General features: G+C 70.8%; 19 protein-coding genes and 1 pseudogene. 10 read left to right on the top strand and 10 right to left on the bottom strand.

Features of this window, described 5'->3' with window-relative positions; genetic code table 11:
- Positions 1–15: 15 nt before the first annotated feature.
- Together DMH12_RS12565 and DMH12_RS12560 are read right to left on the bottom strand one after the other, a co-directional pair.
- Positions 16–819, bottom strand: coding sequence for a hypothetical protein (locus DMH12_RS12565; protein WP_185832285.1), 804 nt, complete (start codon positions 817–819; stop codon positions 16–18).
- Complete coding sequence (locus DMH12_RS12560; protein ID WP_125491659.1) at positions 816–1,436, bottom strand: ATP-binding cassette domain-containing protein; 621 nt, start codon at positions 1,434–1,436, stop codon at positions 816–818. The genes DMH12_RS12565 and DMH12_RS12560 overlap by 4 nt, the downstream gene beginning before the upstream one ends.
- 154 nt (positions 1,437–1,590) lie before the next feature.
- Between DMH12_RS12560 and DMH12_RS39050 the strand changes: the two genes are divergently transcribed.
- From DMH12_RS39050 to DMH12_RS12550, 3 genes are all read left to right on the top strand, one after another.
- Positions 1,591–2,145 carry a phosphatase PAP2 family protein gene (locus DMH12_RS39050; protein ID WP_185832284.1) on the top strand — a complete coding sequence of 185 codons (555 nt, stop codon included), beginning with the start codon at positions 1,591–1,593 and terminating at the stop codon, positions 2,143–2,145.
- An 80-nt stretch (positions 2,146–2,225) separates the two neighbouring features.
- A complete protein-coding gene (locus tag DMH12_RS12555; RefSeq protein ID WP_185832283.1) occupies positions 2,226–3,302 on the top strand; it encodes an SDR family NAD(P)-dependent oxidoreductase in 1,077 nt (358 codons plus the stop codon).
- Positions 3,299–3,817 (top strand): nitroreductase family deazaflavin-dependent oxidoreductase, encoded by a 519-nt coding sequence (locus DMH12_RS12550; RefSeq protein ID WP_125491657.1) that lies wholly within the window; start codon positions 3,299–3,301, stop codon positions 3,815–3,817. The genes DMH12_RS12555 and DMH12_RS12550 overlap by 4 nt, the downstream gene beginning before the upstream one ends.
- Positions 3,818–3,990: 173 nt before the next feature.
- Here the strand turns inward: DMH12_RS12550 and DMH12_RS12545 are convergent, their stop codons facing one another.
- Together DMH12_RS12545 and DMH12_RS12540 are read right to left on the bottom strand one after the other, a co-directional pair.
- Positions 3,991–4,347 (bottom strand): transcriptional regulator, encoded by a 357-nt coding sequence (locus DMH12_RS12545; RefSeq protein ID WP_125491656.1) that lies wholly within the window; start codon positions 4,345–4,347, stop codon positions 3,991–3,993.
- Positions 4,344–4,841, bottom strand: coding sequence for a hypothetical protein (locus DMH12_RS12540; protein WP_125491655.1), 498 nt, complete (start codon positions 4,839–4,841; stop codon positions 4,344–4,346). Before DMH12_RS12540 ends, DMH12_RS12545 begins: the two co-directional genes overlap by 4 nt.
- Positions 4,842–4,942: 101 nt before the next feature.
- On the opposite strand from DMH12_RS12540, the gene DMH12_RS12535 reads away from it, so the two are divergent.
- Positions 4,943–5,614: a GPP34 family phosphoprotein gene (locus DMH12_RS12535; RefSeq protein ID WP_125491654.1), complete on the top strand. Its 672-nt coding sequence runs from the start codon at positions 4,943–4,945 to the stop codon at positions 5,612–5,614.
- A 24-nt stretch (positions 5,615–5,638) separates the two neighbouring features.
- Here DMH12_RS12535 and DMH12_RS12530 read toward each other — a convergent pair whose 3' ends face one another.
- Positions 5,639–5,977, bottom strand: a complete 339-nt coding sequence (locus DMH12_RS12530; protein ID WP_240999858.1) for an STAS domain-containing protein — start codon at positions 5,975–5,977, stop codon at positions 5,639–5,641.
- Between the two features lie 140 nt (positions 5,978–6,117).
- Here DMH12_RS12530 and DMH12_RS12525 point away from each other — a divergent pair, with 140 nt between their 5' ends.
- Positions 6,118–7,623 carry a carboxylesterase/lipase family protein gene (locus tag DMH12_RS12525; protein ID WP_125491653.1) on the top strand — a complete coding sequence of 502 codons (1,506 nt, stop codon included), beginning with the start codon at positions 6,118–6,120 and terminating at the stop codon, positions 7,621–7,623.
- Here DMH12_RS12525 and DMH12_RS12520 read toward each other — a convergent pair.
- Complete coding sequence (locus tag DMH12_RS12520; protein WP_125491652.1) at positions 7,580–7,762, bottom strand: DUF397 domain-containing protein; 183 nt, start codon at positions 7,760–7,762, stop codon at positions 7,580–7,582. The two genes, DMH12_RS12525 and DMH12_RS12520, sit on opposite strands and share 44 nt — an antisense overlap.
- Positions 7,759–8,577 carry a helix-turn-helix transcriptional regulator gene (locus DMH12_RS12515; protein WP_185832282.1) on the bottom strand — a complete coding sequence of 273 codons (819 nt, stop codon included), beginning with the start codon at positions 8,575–8,577 and terminating at the stop codon, positions 7,759–7,761. The genes DMH12_RS12520 and DMH12_RS12515 overlap by 4 nt, the downstream gene beginning before the upstream one ends.
- A 112-nt stretch (positions 8,578–8,689) precedes the next feature.
- Between DMH12_RS12515 and DMH12_RS12510 the strand changes: the two genes are divergently transcribed.
- Positions 8,690–9,097 (top strand): ATP-binding protein, encoded by a 408-nt coding sequence (locus tag DMH12_RS12510; RefSeq protein WP_260474200.1) that lies wholly within the window; start codon positions 8,690–8,692, stop codon positions 9,095–9,097.
- Positions 9,098–9,103: 6 nt separating this feature from the next.
- On the opposite strand, the gene DMH12_RS12505 is transcribed toward DMH12_RS12510, so the two are convergent.
- The gene (locus DMH12_RS12505; protein WP_185832281.1) at positions 9,104–9,376 is read right to left on the bottom strand and encodes a hypothetical protein; all 273 of its coding nucleotides are present in this window, start codon (positions 9,374–9,376) and stop codon (positions 9,104–9,106) included.
- 524 nt (positions 9,377–9,900) lie between these two features.
- Here DMH12_RS12505 and DMH12_RS12500 point away from each other — a divergent pair.
- Both DMH12_RS12500 and DMH12_RS12495 read left to right on the top strand, forming a co-directional pair.
- Positions 9,901–10,625, top strand: a pseudogene (locus DMH12_RS12500) (RHS repeat protein); the annotation flags it as partial.
- 678 nt (positions 10,626–11,303) lie between these two features.
- A complete protein-coding gene (locus DMH12_RS12495) occupies positions 11,304–12,332 on the top strand; it encodes a YdcF family protein (protein ID WP_125491649.1) in 1,029 nt (342 codons plus the stop codon).
- A 189-nt stretch (positions 12,333–12,521) separates the two neighbouring features.
- On the opposite strand, the gene DMH12_RS12490 is transcribed toward DMH12_RS12495, so the two are convergent.
- Positions 12,522–13,985 carry an MFS transporter gene (locus DMH12_RS12490; RefSeq protein ID WP_125491648.1) on the bottom strand — a complete coding sequence of 488 codons (1,464 nt, stop codon included), beginning with the start codon at positions 13,983–13,985 and terminating at the stop codon, positions 12,522–12,524.
- Positions 13,986–14,198: 213 nt separating this feature from the next.
- Here DMH12_RS12490 and DMH12_RS12485 point away from each other — a divergent pair, with 213 nt between their 5' ends.
- A complete protein-coding gene (locus tag DMH12_RS12485) occupies positions 14,199–14,846 on the top strand; it encodes a TetR/AcrR family transcriptional regulator (protein ID WP_125491647.1) in 648 nt (215 codons plus the stop codon).
- Positions 14,847–15,061: 215 nt separating this feature from the next.
- Entirely contained in the window at positions 15,062–15,190 is a 129-nt protein-coding gene (locus DMH12_RS39745; RefSeq protein ID WP_260474199.1) for an LPFR motif small protein, read from the top strand.
- Between the two features lie 170 nt (positions 15,191–15,360).
- Here the strand turns inward: DMH12_RS39745 and DMH12_RS12480 are convergent, their stop codons facing one another.
- Positions 15,361–16,251 carry a S1 family peptidase gene (locus DMH12_RS12480; protein WP_125491646.1) on the bottom strand — a complete coding sequence of 297 codons (891 nt, stop codon included), beginning with the start codon at positions 16,249–16,251 and terminating at the stop codon, positions 15,361–15,363.
- Positions 16,252–16,364: the final 113 nt, after the last annotated feature.

Genomic DNA, 16,364 nt, shown 5'->3' with positions numbered 1-16,364 from the left:
CGGAGGCCCCGCCGCTCAGGACGGGTGAGGGCTGCCGGCCGGTTCGAGGGTGGGCATGGGGTGGTGACGGCGCCGGGTACGCAGATGGAACACCAGCGCGGCCAGGGCGCTGGTGGCGGTGAACCAGGTGAGGGCCCGGGCCGAGCACGTCAGAGAAGGCGTGTGGGTGAACGCGGAGACCAGAGCCGCCTGGGCGGGGCCGTACAGCGGCAGGGCGTCCAGCCCGGCCTGGTCTCCCGCGGGGTTGGAGACGGGGCTCTGCATACCGACGTCGATCAGCGTGGTCATGACCACGGCGAAGAAGCCCTCCAGTTCGCCGCGCAGCAGGAAGCCGGCCAGCAGGCCCAGCCCGCCGTATGCCAGGATCGCCGCTGCCAGGGCGGCTGCGACCGCACCCGGCTGGGTCAGCGGCCAGGACAGGAGCAGCAGACCGGTGGAGTAGCAGGTCAGCACCGCGGTGATCACAAGGAGCGCGACGAGCTTGGCGGCGAGCAGGTGACCGCGGGGGTAGCCGGCCAGGACCAGGCGCTGGTCCATGTCCCGGGCGTTGAAGGTGGCCATGAACATCATGAAGCCGGCGATGACGGTGACGGCGTGCAGAGCGCTGGAGATCTGGATCGTGCGGTTCATCGAGGCGGTCACCTCGGTGCCCAGAGCGCTGCTGTGGAAGGCGATGCTCTTGTCCAGGGCGGTCGCACGGACCACGTAGATCCAGGTGGGGATGAAGAACGCGGTCATGGTGACGGCCAGGCGGTTGCGCAGGTGGCCCGTCAGGGTGAAGCCGAGAGCCACGGTGAAGGCGGTCCAGTGGTGCCTCATCGCGTCATGGCCCCCGCGTGCAGCCGACCCTCGCGCAGGTGGTGGACGGTGTCGAAATGCTGGAGGTCGTGCAGGAGGTGGGAGACCACGACCACGGCCTGGCCCTGATCGCGCAGCCGGCCCGCCAGGTGCCAGAAGCGCTGGTGGGTGTCCCAGTCGAAGCCCTGGTAGGGCTCGTCGAGCACCAGCAGCGGCGGGTCGTGCATCAACGCGAGCGCCAGGTTGAGCTTCTGCCGGGTTCCGCCGCTGAGTTCCCCTGCCCGAGTGCGCCGTTCCGCGTGGAATCCGAGCAGGTCCACCAGTTCCCACGCGTAGTCCAGGTCCGGCAGCCGGTAGGCGACCTGGAAGAGCCGCAGGTGCTGGACGACGGTCAGCGTGTCGTTGACGACCGGCCTCTGCGGGCAGTAGCCGAGTGTGCCGAAACGCCGGACCGTGCCGCGGTCGGGTGCCAGCAGTCCTACGGCGATACGGAGCAGCGTGCTCTTGCCCGACCCGTTCTCTCCCACCACTCCGGCGAGCATGCCCGCCGACACGGTGAAGTCGGTGCCACGGAGCACGGAGCGCCGGCCGTACGCCTTGTGTACGGCGTCGATGTGCAGCCGGGTGGCTGGTCCCATGCCGTTCTCCTCCCAGAAGGTCGGCTTGTGTACCGCACAACGGCGGGAGACCGCGCGAGGTCATGCCTGACGTGCAACTTCGCAGCGAACCGCTCGTTCACCCGTTGTGTTGACGATCACCGTGGGATACGACCGGACGTGGTGGGCACGACTGTTGAGCACGTGCTTCGCCCCGCCCCTTCTGCCGGTGCTCGCCGGCGCCGCGATCGGCTGGCACCTCACCGGCCCCAGTCACCGCGGGCTTCTCTGGGGGCTGGGAGGCAGCGGATGCTGGGTACTGCTGTGTGCCGCTCTCGCCGCCGGGGGCCCCCGCCTGGGATGGTGGCCCGGCCCTCAGCCCTCTCAGCGCGGGCCCCGGCTGGTGCTGCTGGCGGCGAGCGTCGTCGCCGCGGCCGCCGTGTGGCTGGCCTGCGGCTACCTCGGCGCGCCCCCGGTCCTGCTGGAGCTCGGCCGTACCGCGCTGCTCCTGACCGCTGTGGTGCTGGCCTGTACCTGGACCAGCAACATCTCCCTGCACACCAGCTCGGCCGCCGCCAGCACCACCCTGGTGACCCTCCTCGTGGACGTCCGGGCGGCCGTGCTGTTCCTGCTCGTCGCGGCGATCGCCTGGTCCCGCCTGCACCTGCGCGTCCACACACCGGTGCAGGTCCTGCTGGGAGCCGGCCTGGGAACCGCGGTGTGCACGGCCACCGTGTACCTGGGTCACTGACAGCTCCGGCTCCGCCGTCCGCTGCGCCGCCCGCACGTGCGACGGCACCACCCCGGGCGGGGACGGTCGTTGAGCCCCGTATGACTGACGAGCAGGAGACCCGACCCCACCCCGGGGAAGTGGCCGGTGCCCCGCCCGGACACCGCGATCCCACCGTGATCCCTTTGCCGTGGCGACGCTGGACCCGCCCACGGGACGGGTGGTCGACGGCTGAGCTTCCCGACCTGGCCGGGCGGACCGCGGTGGTCACCGGCGCCGGCCGGGGGATCGGGCGGGCGGTCGCTGAGCACCTGGCCCGCCACGGGGCCCACGTCCTCGCGCTCCACGCCGCCGCGGACGGACACACGGCAGCGGCGGCCTCGCGTCGGCGGCCGCGGAGCCACCGCACCCACGACGTCCCGTGCGACCTGGCCCAGTTGGCGCAGGTGCGCCGAGCTGCCGAGGAGGTCAGCGGCCTGACCGGCGGGCGGGTGGACATCCTGATCAACAACGCCGGCGTCGCCGCCCTGCCGCACACCCGCACCGCGGGCGGCCACGAGGCCCACTTCGCCATCAACCACCTCGGCCACTTCGCCCTCACCGGCCACCTGCTGCCGGCGCTGCTGAGATCGACCCAGCCCCGGGTGGTGAACGTGACCTCGGTGCTCCACTGGCTCGGCCGCTGCCGCCCCGACCAGGCCGCGCCGCGCCGCTATCACCGATGGACGGCGTACTTCGACTCGAAGCTGGCGAACCTGCTGTTCACCCACGGCCTCCACGCTTTCGCGGAAGCCCGTGACCTGCCCTTGCGCTCGATCGCCGCCCACCCCGGCCTGGTCGACACCACCCTGGGCTCGCGCGCCCTGCGCGCAGACGCACGCCACCTGGAGGCCCGCGCGCTGGAGTGGATGCAAGCGCGCCGGCACTCGCCCGAACTGGCGGCTCTGCCCCTGCTGCGAGCCGCCACCGACCCCCACGTCCATGGCGGGGACGTCCTCGGCCCCGGCGGCCCATGGGAGTGGTCCGGGCCGCCCGTTGCTGTCCGGACCGCGCGACGCGCCACCGATCCACGCGCCGTCGAACGCCTGTGGCAGCTGTCGCAACACCTGACCGGCCGGCCCTTCCCCGCCGACGGCCGCAAGCAGGCCCGTGACCGTGACCCTGGAGAGAACCGGTGACCCCCCGGAACCGCCACCCGGCCGCGTACGCCGCGCCGCGCCTGCACCGACGCCTCCTGACGGCAGTGGGCAACAGTCGGCTCCTGCGGCGCTGGGGGCCGCGCCTGCTCCCTCTGCTGGACCTGCTGGCCCACCGCCTCACCAAGAACCGGTGGATGCCCAGCCGCATGCTGGCTTCCACCGCCGTCCTGCGGACCACCCGCCGCGACGGCACACCCCACCTCACCCCCCTGATCGCCGGCCCGGACCCCTCGGGCAGCTTCCTGGTCATGGCGACGAACTTCGGCCGGCGCCACCACCCGGCGTGGTCCGGCAACCTCCTGCGCGAGCCCCGTGCCGTCCTCGACTGGAAGGGCACATCCATCCCCGTCCGCGCCCACCTGCTCACCCCCCGCCAACAGGACGAGGCCCGACACCGCATCCTCGAGGTCATGCCGGTCTTCGACGACTACGCGAGACGCAGCCGCCGCCACGTCCGCGTCTTCACCCTCACCCCCGACCCGGGCGATCGGTGACCGGCAGGCGGAAAGCGCCTGCGGCCGACGACGCGTCAACCCGTCCGGCCCGAAGATCGTGGCGGCCGCACGCGCCCGGGCTCCGTCCGGGTGAGCACCCACCGCATCACCGCCCCCGAGTCATCGCCGGACCTGGGCGGGTGCACCGTCCGGACCCGGGGCGGGCCGCCCGGTCATCGTGCCGCCTCCGTGGGGTGCTGTGCCGGCGCGTCAGCCGGCTGCGAGGCGTCGGGCGGCCCGGCGCCCTCGACGATCGCCCGGAGCGCCGCCACGTGCCCCTCGAAGGCGGTGCGCCCCCGGTCCGTCAGCCGCACCTTGGTGCGCCGCTTGCGGCCGGCACCCTCCTTCTGGATCTCCAGGTACCCGGCCTCCTCCAGGGTGTGCAGCTGCTTGGAGAGCGCGGAGTCGCTGAGCGAGAGGCTGTCGCGGACGAACGCGAAGTCCGCCCACTCGGTGGCGGCGAGCAGGGCGACCACCGACAGCCGGGTGGCGGGGTGGATCAGCTCGTCGAAGCCGCCGGGGACGCTCATCGGCCCGCCTCCGCGCCGGCGCCACGGCCGCGCAGCGCGCCGGTCGACCAGCGGTTTGCGGGGCCGACGAACAGCACGAGGACGGCCGCCGCCGCGGTCGCCTGGATCAGGCTGCCCGCCAGCGGTTCGAGGGGCTCGGACAGCCGCCCGGTCAGCACCGTCGTCCCGCCGACCAGCACGGCGCCCCCGGCGAACGTGGCGAGCGAACGCCAGTCGTAGCGGGAGCGGTGCAGCCGCACCCGGCCCCGGTTGGTGTGCGTCACGACCATCCACGCCAGCAGCGAGAGGTACGCGACGGCGGCGAGCGCGACGCCCCACGGGGGCAGGTCCAGGCCCTGGGCGGCCAGGAAGAGCCACATGAGCGCGGCCGTGCCGTACGTCGCGCGGGGGCCCCCGGACGCGGACCGCTCGACCTCGTCGTAGACCCGCTCCTGCGGCACCCGGATGCGCTGGAGGTCCTGCCATGCCTGTTCGGCGTTCACCGGTGTGCCCACGCCCACCGCCTCCCCTTCCACGTCCAGCTTTACTTTCCTGCCGGGAAAGTTACTCTTGGCTTTCCCGGCAGGCAAGTCGGGCGGACGGAGGGAAGAGGGCCATGCGGAAGGATCCGCTCATCGTCGAGGACCTGACGCTGCTGATGTTCGACGACGCCTCGGGCGCCATCGCGGGCGCCGGGACGCTGTACTACACCCAGGGCGGCGCCGTGCTCGTGGAACTGGCGCAGGGCGGGCGGCTGCGCGTCGACCGGCGGGACGTGGGCATGGACGGTGTGCGCGTCCACGCCGTCGCCGGGGCCCCGCTCTCCGACCCGGTGCTCCGCGAGGCCCACCGGAAGGTCTCCGCGCGCACCCGCGGCGTCAACACCCTCCTCATCGAGATCGGCACCGGCCTGCGCGAGACGGTCCTCGACCGGCTCGTCGAGCGCGGGATGGTGCGCCGGGAGCGCAGGAAGGTACTGGGCCTGTTCCCCGCGGCGTCCCTGTCCGCGGCCGACACCCGGCACAAGGAGGCCCTGCTGGAACGTGTGCGCGCGGTCCTGGTGGACGAGGAGGAGCCCGACGGGCGCACGGCGGCCCTGATCGGCCTGCTCTCCGCGAGCGGGACCCTGCCGAGCCTGCACCGCGCGATCCCCTGGTCGGGCAAGGTCTACCGGCGGGCCAAGAGGCTGGAGCAGGACAGCTGGGGCGCGGAAGCGGTGAACACGGCCGTGCTGCGGACCCTCGCCGCCGTCACCGCGGGCACCGCGGCGGCCGTCACCACCGGCTGAAGCCGGCCGAGGGTACGCGACTCGTCACTCCGCGTAGGTGACCACGGTGTCCAGCCCGGCCTGGCGCAGCACCCGGTGGACGGCCGGGCGGGCACCCCGGACCGTCAGGCTGACCGGCTTGGGCGCCCGGGTCACCGCCCGCATCAGCGCGTAGGCGGACGCCAGGTCGATGTTCTCCAGACCGCTCATCTCCAGGGTCCAGTCCGTGGGCTCCCGCAGCCGCGGGTCCATGAGCAGTTCCTCCAGGACCTGGAGCGCGTCCGAGTCGAGGGTGCCGGAGAAGGCCAGCACGGCGTGCCGTCCGCCGGCCTCGGCGATCCATACGGGCGCGTTCTGAGTGGAGCGATGAGGGTCGAGGGTCACGACGGCCTCCTGCGCAGTCCGGGCGTGCGTGGCTTCCATTGTCCCCCAGCCGGGCCGAAGCGGACGGTCCGGAATAGACACGGCCACGGTGACGCTGTGCCATGAGCGGTACGGGAGTGCGGCGAAGGGCTGGTGGGCGCATGACGGCAGGCCGGACGAAACCCGTGGTCAGCACGGAGTACGGGGCCGTGCGCGGCCGGTACGAGAACGGGGTGGCCGTCTTCCGCGGCATCCCCTACGCCGCCCCGCCCTTCGGTCCCCGCCGGTTCCGCCCGCCCGTGGCGCCAGAGCCCTGGGACGGGGTGCGCGACGCCGGATCCTTCGGCCCCACGGCGCCGAAACCGCCGTACTCCGAGGCCTTCGCGCAGTACCTCTCCGACCCGGCGATCCCCGGCGACGACTGCCTCAACCTCAACGTCTGGACGCCCGAGCCCGGCCCCGGCGCCCGGCTGCCGGTCCTGGTCTGGCTGCACGGCGGCGCCCTGACCAGGGGCTCCTCGGCGGTCCCCGTCTACAACGGGGCCACCTTCGCGCGGGACGGCGTGGTCTGCGTCTCGGTCAACTACCGGCTCGGTGTCGAGGGCTACGGCCTGTTCCCGGACGCCCCCGCCAACGCCGGCCTGCGCGACCAGATCGCCGCCCTGGAGTGGGTGCGGGCGTCCATCGCGGCCTTCGGCGGCGACCCCGACCGCGTCACCGTCGCCGGTCAGTCCGCCGGTGCCATCAGCACCGGCGCCCTGCTCGCCGCGCCCCGGGCCCAGGGGCTGTTCCGCCGCGCGGTGCTCCAGAGCGGTGCGCCCGAGGCCGCCGACCGCGACAAGGTGCGGCGCATGGTCCGCCGGATGGCCGCCCGCCTCCGGATACCCGCCACCGCCGAGTCCTTCGCCACCGCCGACCGCGCCCAGTTGCTGCGCGCCCAGGCAGAGGTGGGCCGGTTCAGCAGCCCCGTCCTCGGCGGCCCCGCCTTCGGCATCGTCGTCGACGGCGACGTCATGCCCCGCGACCCGCTGGACGCGCTCGTCGAGGGCGACGCCGCCCGCGGCGTCGACCTGATGATGGGCTGGACCCGCGACGAGTACCGGCTCTGGCTGGTCCCCGGCGGCCTCCTCGAACGCGTCGACCGGCTCGGCGCGGTGGCCCTCGCGGGCGCGCGCGCCCGCTGCCACTGCGGCAACGAGGTCGTCCGCGGCTACCGCTCGGCCCGCCCCGACGCCGGTGCCGCCGAGACGGTGGGGCAACTCGTCACCGACCACCTGCTCCGCGTCCCGCTGCACCGCGTGGCCGACGCGCGGCCCGGCTCCTCGTACGTCTACGAGTTCGCCTGGCCGTCCACCCTGCCCGGCCTCGGCGCCTGCCACGCCCTGGAACTGGGCTTCGTCTTCGACTCCGGCGACCACCCCGACTCCCGCAAGCTCGCGGGCGAAGGCGCTCCGCAGGAGTTGGCGGACGCGATGCACGGGGCGTGGGTCCGCTTCGCGGAGTCCGGCGACCCGGGCTGGGCGGCCTGGGACGCCACGCATCCCGTCCGGGTGTTCGGCGAGGGCGAGCCCTATGTGGCGTACGGCCCGCGCGACGCGGAGTTCGACCTGTGGAAGGCGGACGTCACCATGCGAGGAATGCGGTCCAGGCGCTTGGTGCGACGGTGATGTGCGGGGTGGTGTCGTCGGGGGGTGTTTTGGAGTCGCGGATGTGGATGGTGGTGGGTTCGGTGGCGACCTCTACGCAGTTGCCGCCTTCGTCGCCGCTGTAGCTCGACTTGAACCACCGAAGTGCGGTGCTGCTCATGGCTCCCCCAGGAGACGGTCCAGCAGATCCCTCGTGTCCTCGGGTGTGAGGGCCTGTGACCGCAGCATCGCACATTTCTGAGTGAGGATCGCCACCTCGTCGGGGTCAGCGATCAGTTGGCTGCCACGCTGGTTCTCCGTGTAGGCAAGCCGCTGGTGGTCTGGGGTCTCCAGCAGTACGAACGAGCCGTTCAGGCCCGCGTGGCTTGTGCGGTCCTGAGGAAGGACTTGGAACATGAGGCCCGGCAACTCCGAGCATCGTCGCAGATGTCGAAGTTGCTCGACCCAGACCTCTCGGCCGCCGATCGGTGCCCGTACGACCGGCTCCCAGACAACGAAGCACGTGATCGGAGGGACCTTGCGGTGCAGGATGCCCTGTCGATCGATACGTGCAGCCGCAAGGCGGGCGATCGTGTCCTCGTCATAGAACGGCACGCGACTGCGGAACACCGCCCACGCGTACGCCTCCGTCTGGAGCAGACCCGGCAACACCTGGTTCTCGTACGACGAGATCACGATGGCCTCGCGCTCCCTGTCCAGGAACTCCTCGGCCCACAGCGGAACGAGATCCACCTCGGGCATCTTGCTCAGGGCGATGGACAACGCGCCCTTGGTGTCGAGGAGTTCGTCGAGCTGCTCGGCGAGATCCGGCTTCAGCGGGCGTCGGCCCTGCTCGATCGACGCGATCTGCTGCTCGCCGATGACGAAGCGTTCGCCCAGTGACCTCTGGGTGTGGCCCGCGGCCTGCCGGTAGAGGGCGAGCAGCGCCCCCACCATCTTCATCGCGGAGGCGTTCCTCCGTGTCGTCGTCCCCATGAGGTCGAACTCCCCACCCACGCCCGTACGTCCACCATCGCGCGCCCGTACAAACCGGCCGTACGGCCCTGCGCACTGTCTCAGTGTGACCACGGAGCGTGACCCTCGTCACGTGAACACCGAAACTCAACCCCCGTCCCCACGCGAGCGCTTCTACCGCCGTGAGCGCCGGTCCGTCCCCGCCGCGAGGGCGTTCGCGAGGGGCACCCTTGCCGCATGGGGTGTGCGCGGGCGTGTGGACGACGTGCTGCTGTGCGTGAGCGAACTGGCGACCAACGCGTTGGTGCACGGCGTGCCGCCCGGCCGGGGCTTCCTGCTGAGGTTGGTGCCCTGCGGGGACGGCGTACGCGTGGAGGTCCACGACAGCGGGGAGGGCGTACCGGCGGTGCCGCAGGCGGACGTGCGTGAGCCCGGTGAGGGCGGTCGCGGGCTGCTGCTGGTGTCGGAGCTGGCGGACAAGTGGGGCGTGGGGGAGCGGGACCCCGGCAAGGTGGTGTGGTTCGAGGTGGGAGGCGTGTAGGGCGGGTCAGGCGGCCTGGTCCCAGTCCTCTGCCGGTAGATCCTCCTGATCGTCGCAAGGCGGCCGGCCCGCGGCCTTCTCGCGCAGGCGCAGCACGGCCCAGGCGAGGGCGGCGACCGGGGTGAGGTACCAGGCCACGGGCCAGGCGAGGGGCCACCACGCGGCGCCCGGGTGAAAGAGCGCTTCTGCGGCGGCGGAGACCATGGCGAGAGCCAGGCTCCAGCACAGCAGCAGACCGGCCCACTGGACGGCGGTTCTGCGTCTTCCGGGCGCACTCATGGAAAGGGGTCCTTTGCAGCAGGGGCGGTCGCTGCGGGCTGGGGGACCACGCATGCAGGGCGCGGCAAGTGTGCATGGCGTGAAGGTCGGTTCGCAGCAGCGTTCAGCGCTCAACCATTGCTCTTGGACAACTTTCCGGGGGTGACAGCAGGCCGTGACGAGCGCGAAACCCTTGGTTGCCGGGCCGAGCGGAGAGGCCGGGCCAGGTCTGAACCTGGCTGGAATATGACCATGAGAGACCACTTCTTGCGATGAAGAGTCCACTTCATTCGTTTCTGGCCAGGTTCCCCTCGGAAGTCGACAACGGAACCACAAATTCCGCCCCTCACTTGCCTAGTTAGTCCAGATTTCTGCCGATTTTCCGGCGTAAAGCGGCGGGGCTTATTCCGGCCGGAATGCACATGCATTTCAGGGGGATACCGGGCCGTTTTGTGTGCTTCCTGTGACAGCATGTGGGTCCGCGGTGACCGTTGGGGTTGCCGTGTCTGTCTTCCTGTGGGGGGAAGTTGATGCACACGCGTGCCATGAGCACGCCGTTTCGGCATGCCCGCAGAACGCACAGAACCGCTCTCGTCGCGGCGATCACCACGGCTGCCGTCGTGATCGCGGCGGCTCCCGGCCTGGCGGCGACGCCGAAGCCGGGGCTGCTGGAGCCGGAGAGCCCGTGGACGAAGCCGACGCAGGTGGTGGCTCCCGCCACGCCGGCCGGGAAGACCAGGAGGCCGGCCTCGCATGCGGAGGCTCGGCCGTCGGCCGAGGTGGCCGCGTGGCGGCCGGCGCAACAGGCGCGTACGGCAGGCGGGACGGCTCGCGGCGGTCCGGCATCACGCGTGACCGGCGTACGAGCGCTACCTTCAGGTCAACGACGGTGAGGTGGATGTCTTCGACGCCACCGGCAACCTGCTCCGCTTCGCAGCCAAGTCGGACGGCACGTACACGACGCCGGCCGGCTACTCGAAGGAACTGAAGAAGAACGCGGACGGCACCACCTACACCCTGACCGACCGCAAGTCCGGCTCCAAAGACACGTACAGCGAGCACGGCACCCTGCTGAAGGTGACGGACAAGAACAAGGGCACCATCACCGTCGACCAGCACGACGAGGGCGGCGAGCACAAGGGCTTCAAGCTCACCGAGACCCGCTCCGGCCGCTGGATCGACCTGGTCAAGACGTACCCGAACCAGTGGCAGGCCAAGGACCACACCGGCCGCACCGCCGTCCTCGACCTCGACGGCGCCGGAAACCTGGCCACTGGGTGGGGTCGGTGGGTTCCTCTATGGGAGAGTCACAGGAAATTACTGGAACACCTGGTAGTCAGCAAGGCTGACTGACTTTGTCGTGCAGTCATACGTAAAGCGAATTGAGGTATTGGCGGCATGGGAACTTGGTGGCGATTCAGACGCATCGGTGACTTCCTCAGGGAAGGGGAATTTGTAACCGATTCTCTGGCGGTGCGTTTTCCTGTGAGTGGGATTCCCTACTACTTTCTGCTTACGGGATGCGGTCTGGTGCTCACTGATATGCGCCTTCTGGTTCTCGATTATGGGAAAGTGACAGGTGTGGCTTCCCGAGTCATCTGGGACAGGCCAAGAGAGCGCTGCTCGGCGACTATGCAAGGGCGTAAAATCCGCCTGGCCGCTTCTGACGGTGCTTTCATGGACGGCAAGGAAATGCTTGTGTCCCCGCTCCGGCTGGCAGAGGCCCGTGCTTTCGTCCGGCATCTTGAATAGAATTTTTAGCCGGCTGGTGGAACCATCCTGGCTCACGGTAGCCGTCGACGACGACGGTGGGTAGCTGTTCAACGCACTCTAGGAACTAGTGCTTGTTCGGTTTCGACGCAGAACGTAGAGCGGGGCGGGCCCGGAGTCGACCGCCGAGGTCGCTCCGGAGCCGCCTGCCCCGCGCCCCGCCTCGTAGGATCGGCGCATGGTGGCCTTTGTACCGTCGTTCATCTGCTTCTTCCTGTTCTGTGCCGGTGTGGTCCGAGATCGCCGCCGAGTGAGCAACGCGGTTCTGCTGGGCCTGTCCGCCGTCTTCGCGCTGCTCGCGCTCTTGCTGCATGTGGCCTCCGAGCGAACCCAGTTGGGCCGAGATCTGGCCGTCGTGCTGCTGACCCTGGCGGGCGTGGGGGTCGTCACGCTGGCGTGGTTCCTCATCGCCAACGGGATCACCATGGTTCGCAAGGAGGGCAGAAGCCCGGCGAACCTGCTGTCCCTGGGGGCGGGCATCGCCCTGATCGCCCTGCTCGCGCTGCTGATCACCGCGCTGGTGCTGCACACGCACACGCTGGTGGTCGTGGCGGCGACGGCGGTGGCGCTCGCCGGATACGTCGCCTTCCTGTTCCTCTGTTTCCTCGTCTACGGGGGCCTGTACGGACGTCTGCGACTTCGGCGCCGGGCGGACTACGTGGTGGTCCTCGGCTCGGGTCTCAGCGGCGGCACCACCGTGCCCCCGCTGCTGGCCGGCCGCCTCGACCGGGCCCGGAAGGAACACGCCAGGCTGTCGCGGAAGGGCCGGCGCCCGGTCCTGATCACCTCGGGAGGACAAGGGCCCGACGAGAAGCTGCCCGAGTCCCACGCGATGGCCGACTACCTGGTCACCCAGGGTGTCCCCGCCGACCTGATCGAACGCGAGGACCGCTCGACGACGACGGACGAGAACCTGACGTTCAGCAAAGCCCTGATGGAGCGGGCGAATCCGGACTACCGGTGCGTGATCGTCACGAACAACTACCACGTCTTCCGCGCCGCGATCACCGCCCGCCGCACCGGCGTTCGGGGCCACGTGATCGGGGCGCCGACAGCCGCGTACTTCTGGCCGAGCGCCATGATCCGCGAGTTCGTGGCCCTCTTGGTGGCCTACCGCCGCACCAACGCCGCACTCTTCCTGCTCGTCCTGCTGAGCGGCCTGTTCATCTGGTGGCTGGGGTGGCCGTCGCCGGGGGCCGTCACATAGGGCTTCCTGTTCCGCACCCTGCCGAGCCGACGCCCAGGGCGGCGGCCGACCACACCGCCACCTGCTCAGCCGCCACCGAGGCGGGCGGACAACCGCCTTCGTGCCTTCGGCGTCATGTGACCTGGTCCACGCGGCACCGGCAACCACGAGTGCTCGTCGGTTCGCCTCCTGGTCTCGCGAAGGCCCGCCTCAGGCATGCTCTTCGGTGGCGTGCGAGTCGGTGAGGGTGAGCGCGCCACCCGCCGCGATCAGGCCGACGAGCACGGCAAGCACGCCGTAGGTGATGCGCTCGCCGTGGAAGAAGGACTGCACGAGGCCGCTGCCCCAGGTGCCCGCGGGCAGCCGGGTGGTGACGAGTGCGGCGATCAGGGTGCCGACGGCGGCGGTGCCGACGCTGGTGCCGACCTCTTGGGCGGTGTCGTTGAGCGCGGTGCCGATCGAGGTGCGGTTGGCGGGCATCGCCTCGACCAGGGCGATGGCGCAGATGGTCATGACCGTGCGCAGCCCGACGGTCATCACGACCATGCAGAGGGCGATGGCGGCGTACCCGTGGTCGACGCCCCAGGCCAGCCCGGCCAGCGCCACGGTCAGGCAGGCCGCGCCGACCAGGCAGGCGACGCGGTGGCCGAACCGCTTGGCGAGCCACTCCGAGAGGGGGGTCGCCGCGATCATCGTCACGATGAGAGGCAGGTTCGCCAGGCCGGCCCGCACGGGGCTCCATCCGTAGGCGTACTGGAAGTGCAGGATGAGCCCGAACATCACGCCGGCCATCGCGACGGACGTGCCGATCTGGGCGAGGGCGGCGCCGCGGACGGTGCCGTTGGAGAAGATCTTGAGGTCCAGCATGGGGGCCTTGCTGCGGCGCTCGTGCCACACGAACGCGATGCCCGCGGCCGCGGCGCCCAGGACCGAGGCGAGCGTGGCGGTGGAGCGCCAGCCGTGCTCGACGCCGCTGGTCAGGGCGTAGCAGGCGAGGCCGATGGTGAGCACGCTCAGGGCGGCGCCCGGCAGGTCGAGCCTGTCGTCGGTGAGGTCCTCGCGCCGGTCGGGCGCGACGCCGAGCCGCACACCGATGGCCGCGATCAGGGCTATCGGCGCGTTGATCAGCAGAAGCCACTGCCAGCTCACGTGGGCGAGCGCGGTGCCGCCGAGCAGCGGGCCGAGGATGAACCCGGACATGCCGACGACGATCATCAGGGTCATCGCACGCATCCGCAGCGCCTGGTCGTCGAAGAGGCGGAAGACGAGCGAGTTGGTGATCGGGGCCATGGCGGCGGCGGCGATGCCGAGTCCGGCGCGCAGAGCGATCAGCTGCCCGGTGGAGTCGACGGCGACCACGGACAGGCTCATCAGGCCGAATACGGCCAGGCCGACGAGCAGGACGCGTCGGCGTCCGAGGCGGTCGGCCATGGACCCCGCCGTGAGCAGCAGGCCGCCGAACGTCAGTGAGTAGGCGCCGGTGACCCATTGCAGGGCGGTCGTGCTGCCGCCGAGGTCGCGGCCGATGGTGGGCAGTGCGATCGAGAGCAGGGTGTTGTCGACCATCTCGACGAAGAAGGCCAGGCAGAGCGCGGCCAACGGGATCCACGCCGCCCGCAGCGATCCGTAGGTACGGGCGGGGGCGGGCTCGGTTCCGGTGGTGGTGCCAGTCATGACCGGCCTCCTTTCTGCACGCCGGACGCCGCCAGGCATCGAACGGCGTTCGTTCATAGAACATTGTTCGTTGTGCACCATAGAACCATGTTCGATAGAGAGGCAAGCCGCGCAGGCGGCCTGTGCTTGGATGGATGGATGACGCCGCCGCCCGCACGTGCACGCTCCGCCGCAGAGAGGCCCGCCCGCGGGCGCCGACGCGCTTCGCACTCCATGGAGGCCGTCCTCGACGCGGCCGTGGCCCTCCTCGACGAGGCCGGCGGTCCCGCGCTGACGTTCCGCGCCCTCGCCGCCCGGCTCGGCACCGGTGTCGGCACGATCTACTGGTACGTCCAGAACAAGGACGAGCTCCTCGACCGCGCCACCGACCACGCGATCAGCGGGGTCCTGGCCGCCGTGGAGGAGCACCCGGACAGCGGCGACCCCATCGCCGACCTCCGGGGGATGGCCGTCGCCCTCTTCGACGCGATCGTGGACCGGCCGTGGCTTTCGGCGTACTTCATGCGCAACACCGACGTCCAGGGCAATTCCCTGCGGCTGTACGAGCGGCTCGGCCGGCAGACCCTGCGCCTCGATCTCACGTCGCGGCAGCGTTTCCATGCCGTCTCGGCGATCACGGGCGTCGTCGTCGGCACGGCTGCCGACCTGGGCGCGGAGATCCCGCAGGAGCTACTCGACGGCGAGGTGGACCGCGAGGCGTACCTCGGCCGTTTCGCCGAGACGTGGCGGTCGCTCGACGCCGAGGAGTTCCCGTTCGTACGGCACATCGCCGACGAGTTCGCCGGTCACGACGACCGGGACCAGTTCCTCGCCGCTTTGGACCTCACGCTGGCGGGCCTGCGCCTGCAAGCCGGCGGCTGACCCTGGCACGAAGGCCGGCGCCTTCGCCCCGCCAGGGATCACCGCGTCGCCGTGGGGGCCGGCCGGCTCCGGTCTCATCATCTGCGGTTCGTGGCACCAGGCCATGGCGAGGTCCCTACGTTTTTGCCGTCGGCCGCGGGGCAACCGGTAAGCACAGCCTGACAGGAGCGCTCGGCTCCTGACGCAAGACAGCAAGATCCGCTTGGAGGTCCCACATGCTGAAGGCCATCGCAGACGTTCTGCGATCCGTTGGCGGAGCGATTGCCACGGTCGTCACACTTCCCTTCCGTGCCGTTGCGCGGCTCTTCGGGGGCGCGTCCGCGAGTGCTCACGGACGCCACTGACTTCTCCGCGTGGCGATTTTGCAGGGGCGGTACGGCCCATGGCCGTACCGCCCCTGCGTGCCTGTGGCCTGCTGTTGCTCCGCCATACTCAGGACATCGCCCCCGCCGGATGAACCGGACGGGGGCGATGCGCCGAGGTGGCGGACGGGCCACCGAGTCGTGCGCGGGACTCAGATGATGCTCACGCCGTAGGCGCTGAGTGCCTCGGTGACCGGCTGGAAGAACGTCGTGCCGCCGGAAGAGCAGTTGCCGCTGCCGCCGGAGGTCAGGCCGAGCGCGGTGCTGCCGGAGAAGAGCGCGCCACCGCTGTCGCCGGGCTCGGCGCAGACGTTGGTCTGGATCAGACCACTGACTATGCCGTCGGCGCCGTAGTTGACGGTGGCGTTGAGGCCGGTCACGCTGCCGCCGTGCAGACCGGTGGTGCTGCCGCTGCGCTGGACGGACTGGCCGACCGAGGCGTTTCCGGCTCCGGTGATCTCCTGGTAGGAGCCGTTGTAGAGGTAGACACGACCGTCGGCGGCGGCACCGTTGGAGTGCCGGATGATGCCGTAGTCGTTGCCGGGGAAACTGGACCCGGCGGTGGTGCCGATCGACCACGAGCTGCCGATGTTGGTGCAGTGACCCGCGGTCAGCGCGAACTTGGTGCCCGCGCCGTCCTGCACGTTGAAGCCGAGGGAGCACCGGGCTCCACCCGTCGTGATGGCCTCGCCACCGGCGATGAGCTTGGAGAACTTGCCGGGGGCGTGCTTGATCACGAGAGCGCCGGCGTTCGCGCCGGCCTCGCTCCTGATCTCGGCGATCTCGGCCTTGCTGACCGTGCTGTCGACCGTGACGACGACCTTGTCCGACCTCGTGTCGGTGTACCACGCGGTGCCGCCGACGTCGGCGGAGCGCACGGCGTCGTGCGTCTGCTTGAGCTCGGCGGCGCTGAACGTCTGGGGGGCCGGCTGGGCCGACGCCGTGGCGGCGGGAACCGCCAGGGCCGCGGCGGCCGCGAGGCCGGTCGCCATGGCGATGAGCCGTGCGCGTCTCGGAAGACCGTGGGGGTGGGAGAGTCGCACTGTGAATCCTCCAGGTTGTGGGGAACCGGGGAGAGGGCTTTGGGTGGACGCCCCATGACGCACCGTCAGGAACACACGTACCGTTGGTGTGATCCTGACAAGCGCTCTCCTCA

It is taken from the genome of Streptomyces sp. WAC 04229 (genome assembly GCF_003947455.1).
Taxonomy (GTDB): Bacteria; Actinomycetota; Actinomycetes; order Streptomycetales; family Streptomycetaceae; genus Streptomyces.
This window is presented reverse-complemented; position numbering and strand designations above follow the sequence as displayed.

Excerpts from the sequence above, each read along its gene's own strand:
- DMH12_RS12565 (WP_185832285.1), bottom strand. The coding sequence starts at position 819 with ATGAGGCACCACTGGACCGCCTTCACCGTGGCTCTCGGCTTCACCCTG.
- DMH12_RS12560 (WP_125491659.1), bottom strand. The coding sequence starts at position 1,436 with ATGGGACCAGCCACCCGGCTGCACATCGACGCCGTACACAAGGCGTAC.
- DMH12_RS12555 (WP_185832283.1), top strand. The coding sequence starts at position 2,226 with ATGACTGACGAGCAGGAGACCCGACCCCACCCCGGGGAAGTGGCCGGT.
- DMH12_RS12545 (WP_125491656.1), bottom strand. The coding sequence starts at position 4,347 with ATGAGCGTCCCCGGCGGCTTCGACGAGCTGATCCACCCCGCCACCCGG.
- DMH12_RS12535 (WP_125491654.1), top strand. The coding sequence starts at position 4,943 with ATGCGGAAGGATCCGCTCATCGTCGAGGACCTGACGCTGCTGATGTTC.
- DMH12_RS12525 (WP_125491653.1), top strand. The coding sequence starts at position 6,118 with ATGACGGCAGGCCGGACGAAACCCGTGGTCAGCACGGAGTACGGGGCC.
- DMH12_RS12520 (WP_125491652.1), bottom strand. The coding sequence starts at position 7,762 with ATGAGCAGCACCGCACTTCGGTGGTTCAAGTCGAGCTACAGCGGCGAC.
- DMH12_RS12515 (WP_185832282.1), bottom strand. The coding sequence starts at position 8,577 with ATGGGGACGACGACACGGAGGAACGCCTCCGCGATGAAGATGGTGGGG.
- DMH12_RS12505 (WP_185832281.1), bottom strand. The coding sequence starts at position 9,376 with ATGAGTGCGCCCGGAAGACGCAGAACCGCCGTCCAGTGGGCCGGTCTG.
- DMH12_RS12495 (WP_125491649.1), top strand. The coding sequence starts at position 11,304 with ATGGTGGCCTTTGTACCGTCGTTCATCTGCTTCTTCCTGTTCTGTGCC.
- DMH12_RS12490 (WP_125491648.1), bottom strand. The coding sequence starts at position 13,985 with ATGACTGGCACCACCACCGGAACCGAGCCCGCCCCCGCCCGTACCTAC.
- DMH12_RS12485 (WP_125491647.1), top strand. The coding sequence starts at position 14,199 with ATGGAGGCCGTCCTCGACGCGGCCGTGGCCCTCCTCGACGAGGCCGGC.
- DMH12_RS39745 (WP_260474199.1), top strand. The coding sequence starts at position 15,062 with ATGCTGAAGGCCATCGCAGACGTTCTGCGATCCGTTGGCGGAGCGATT.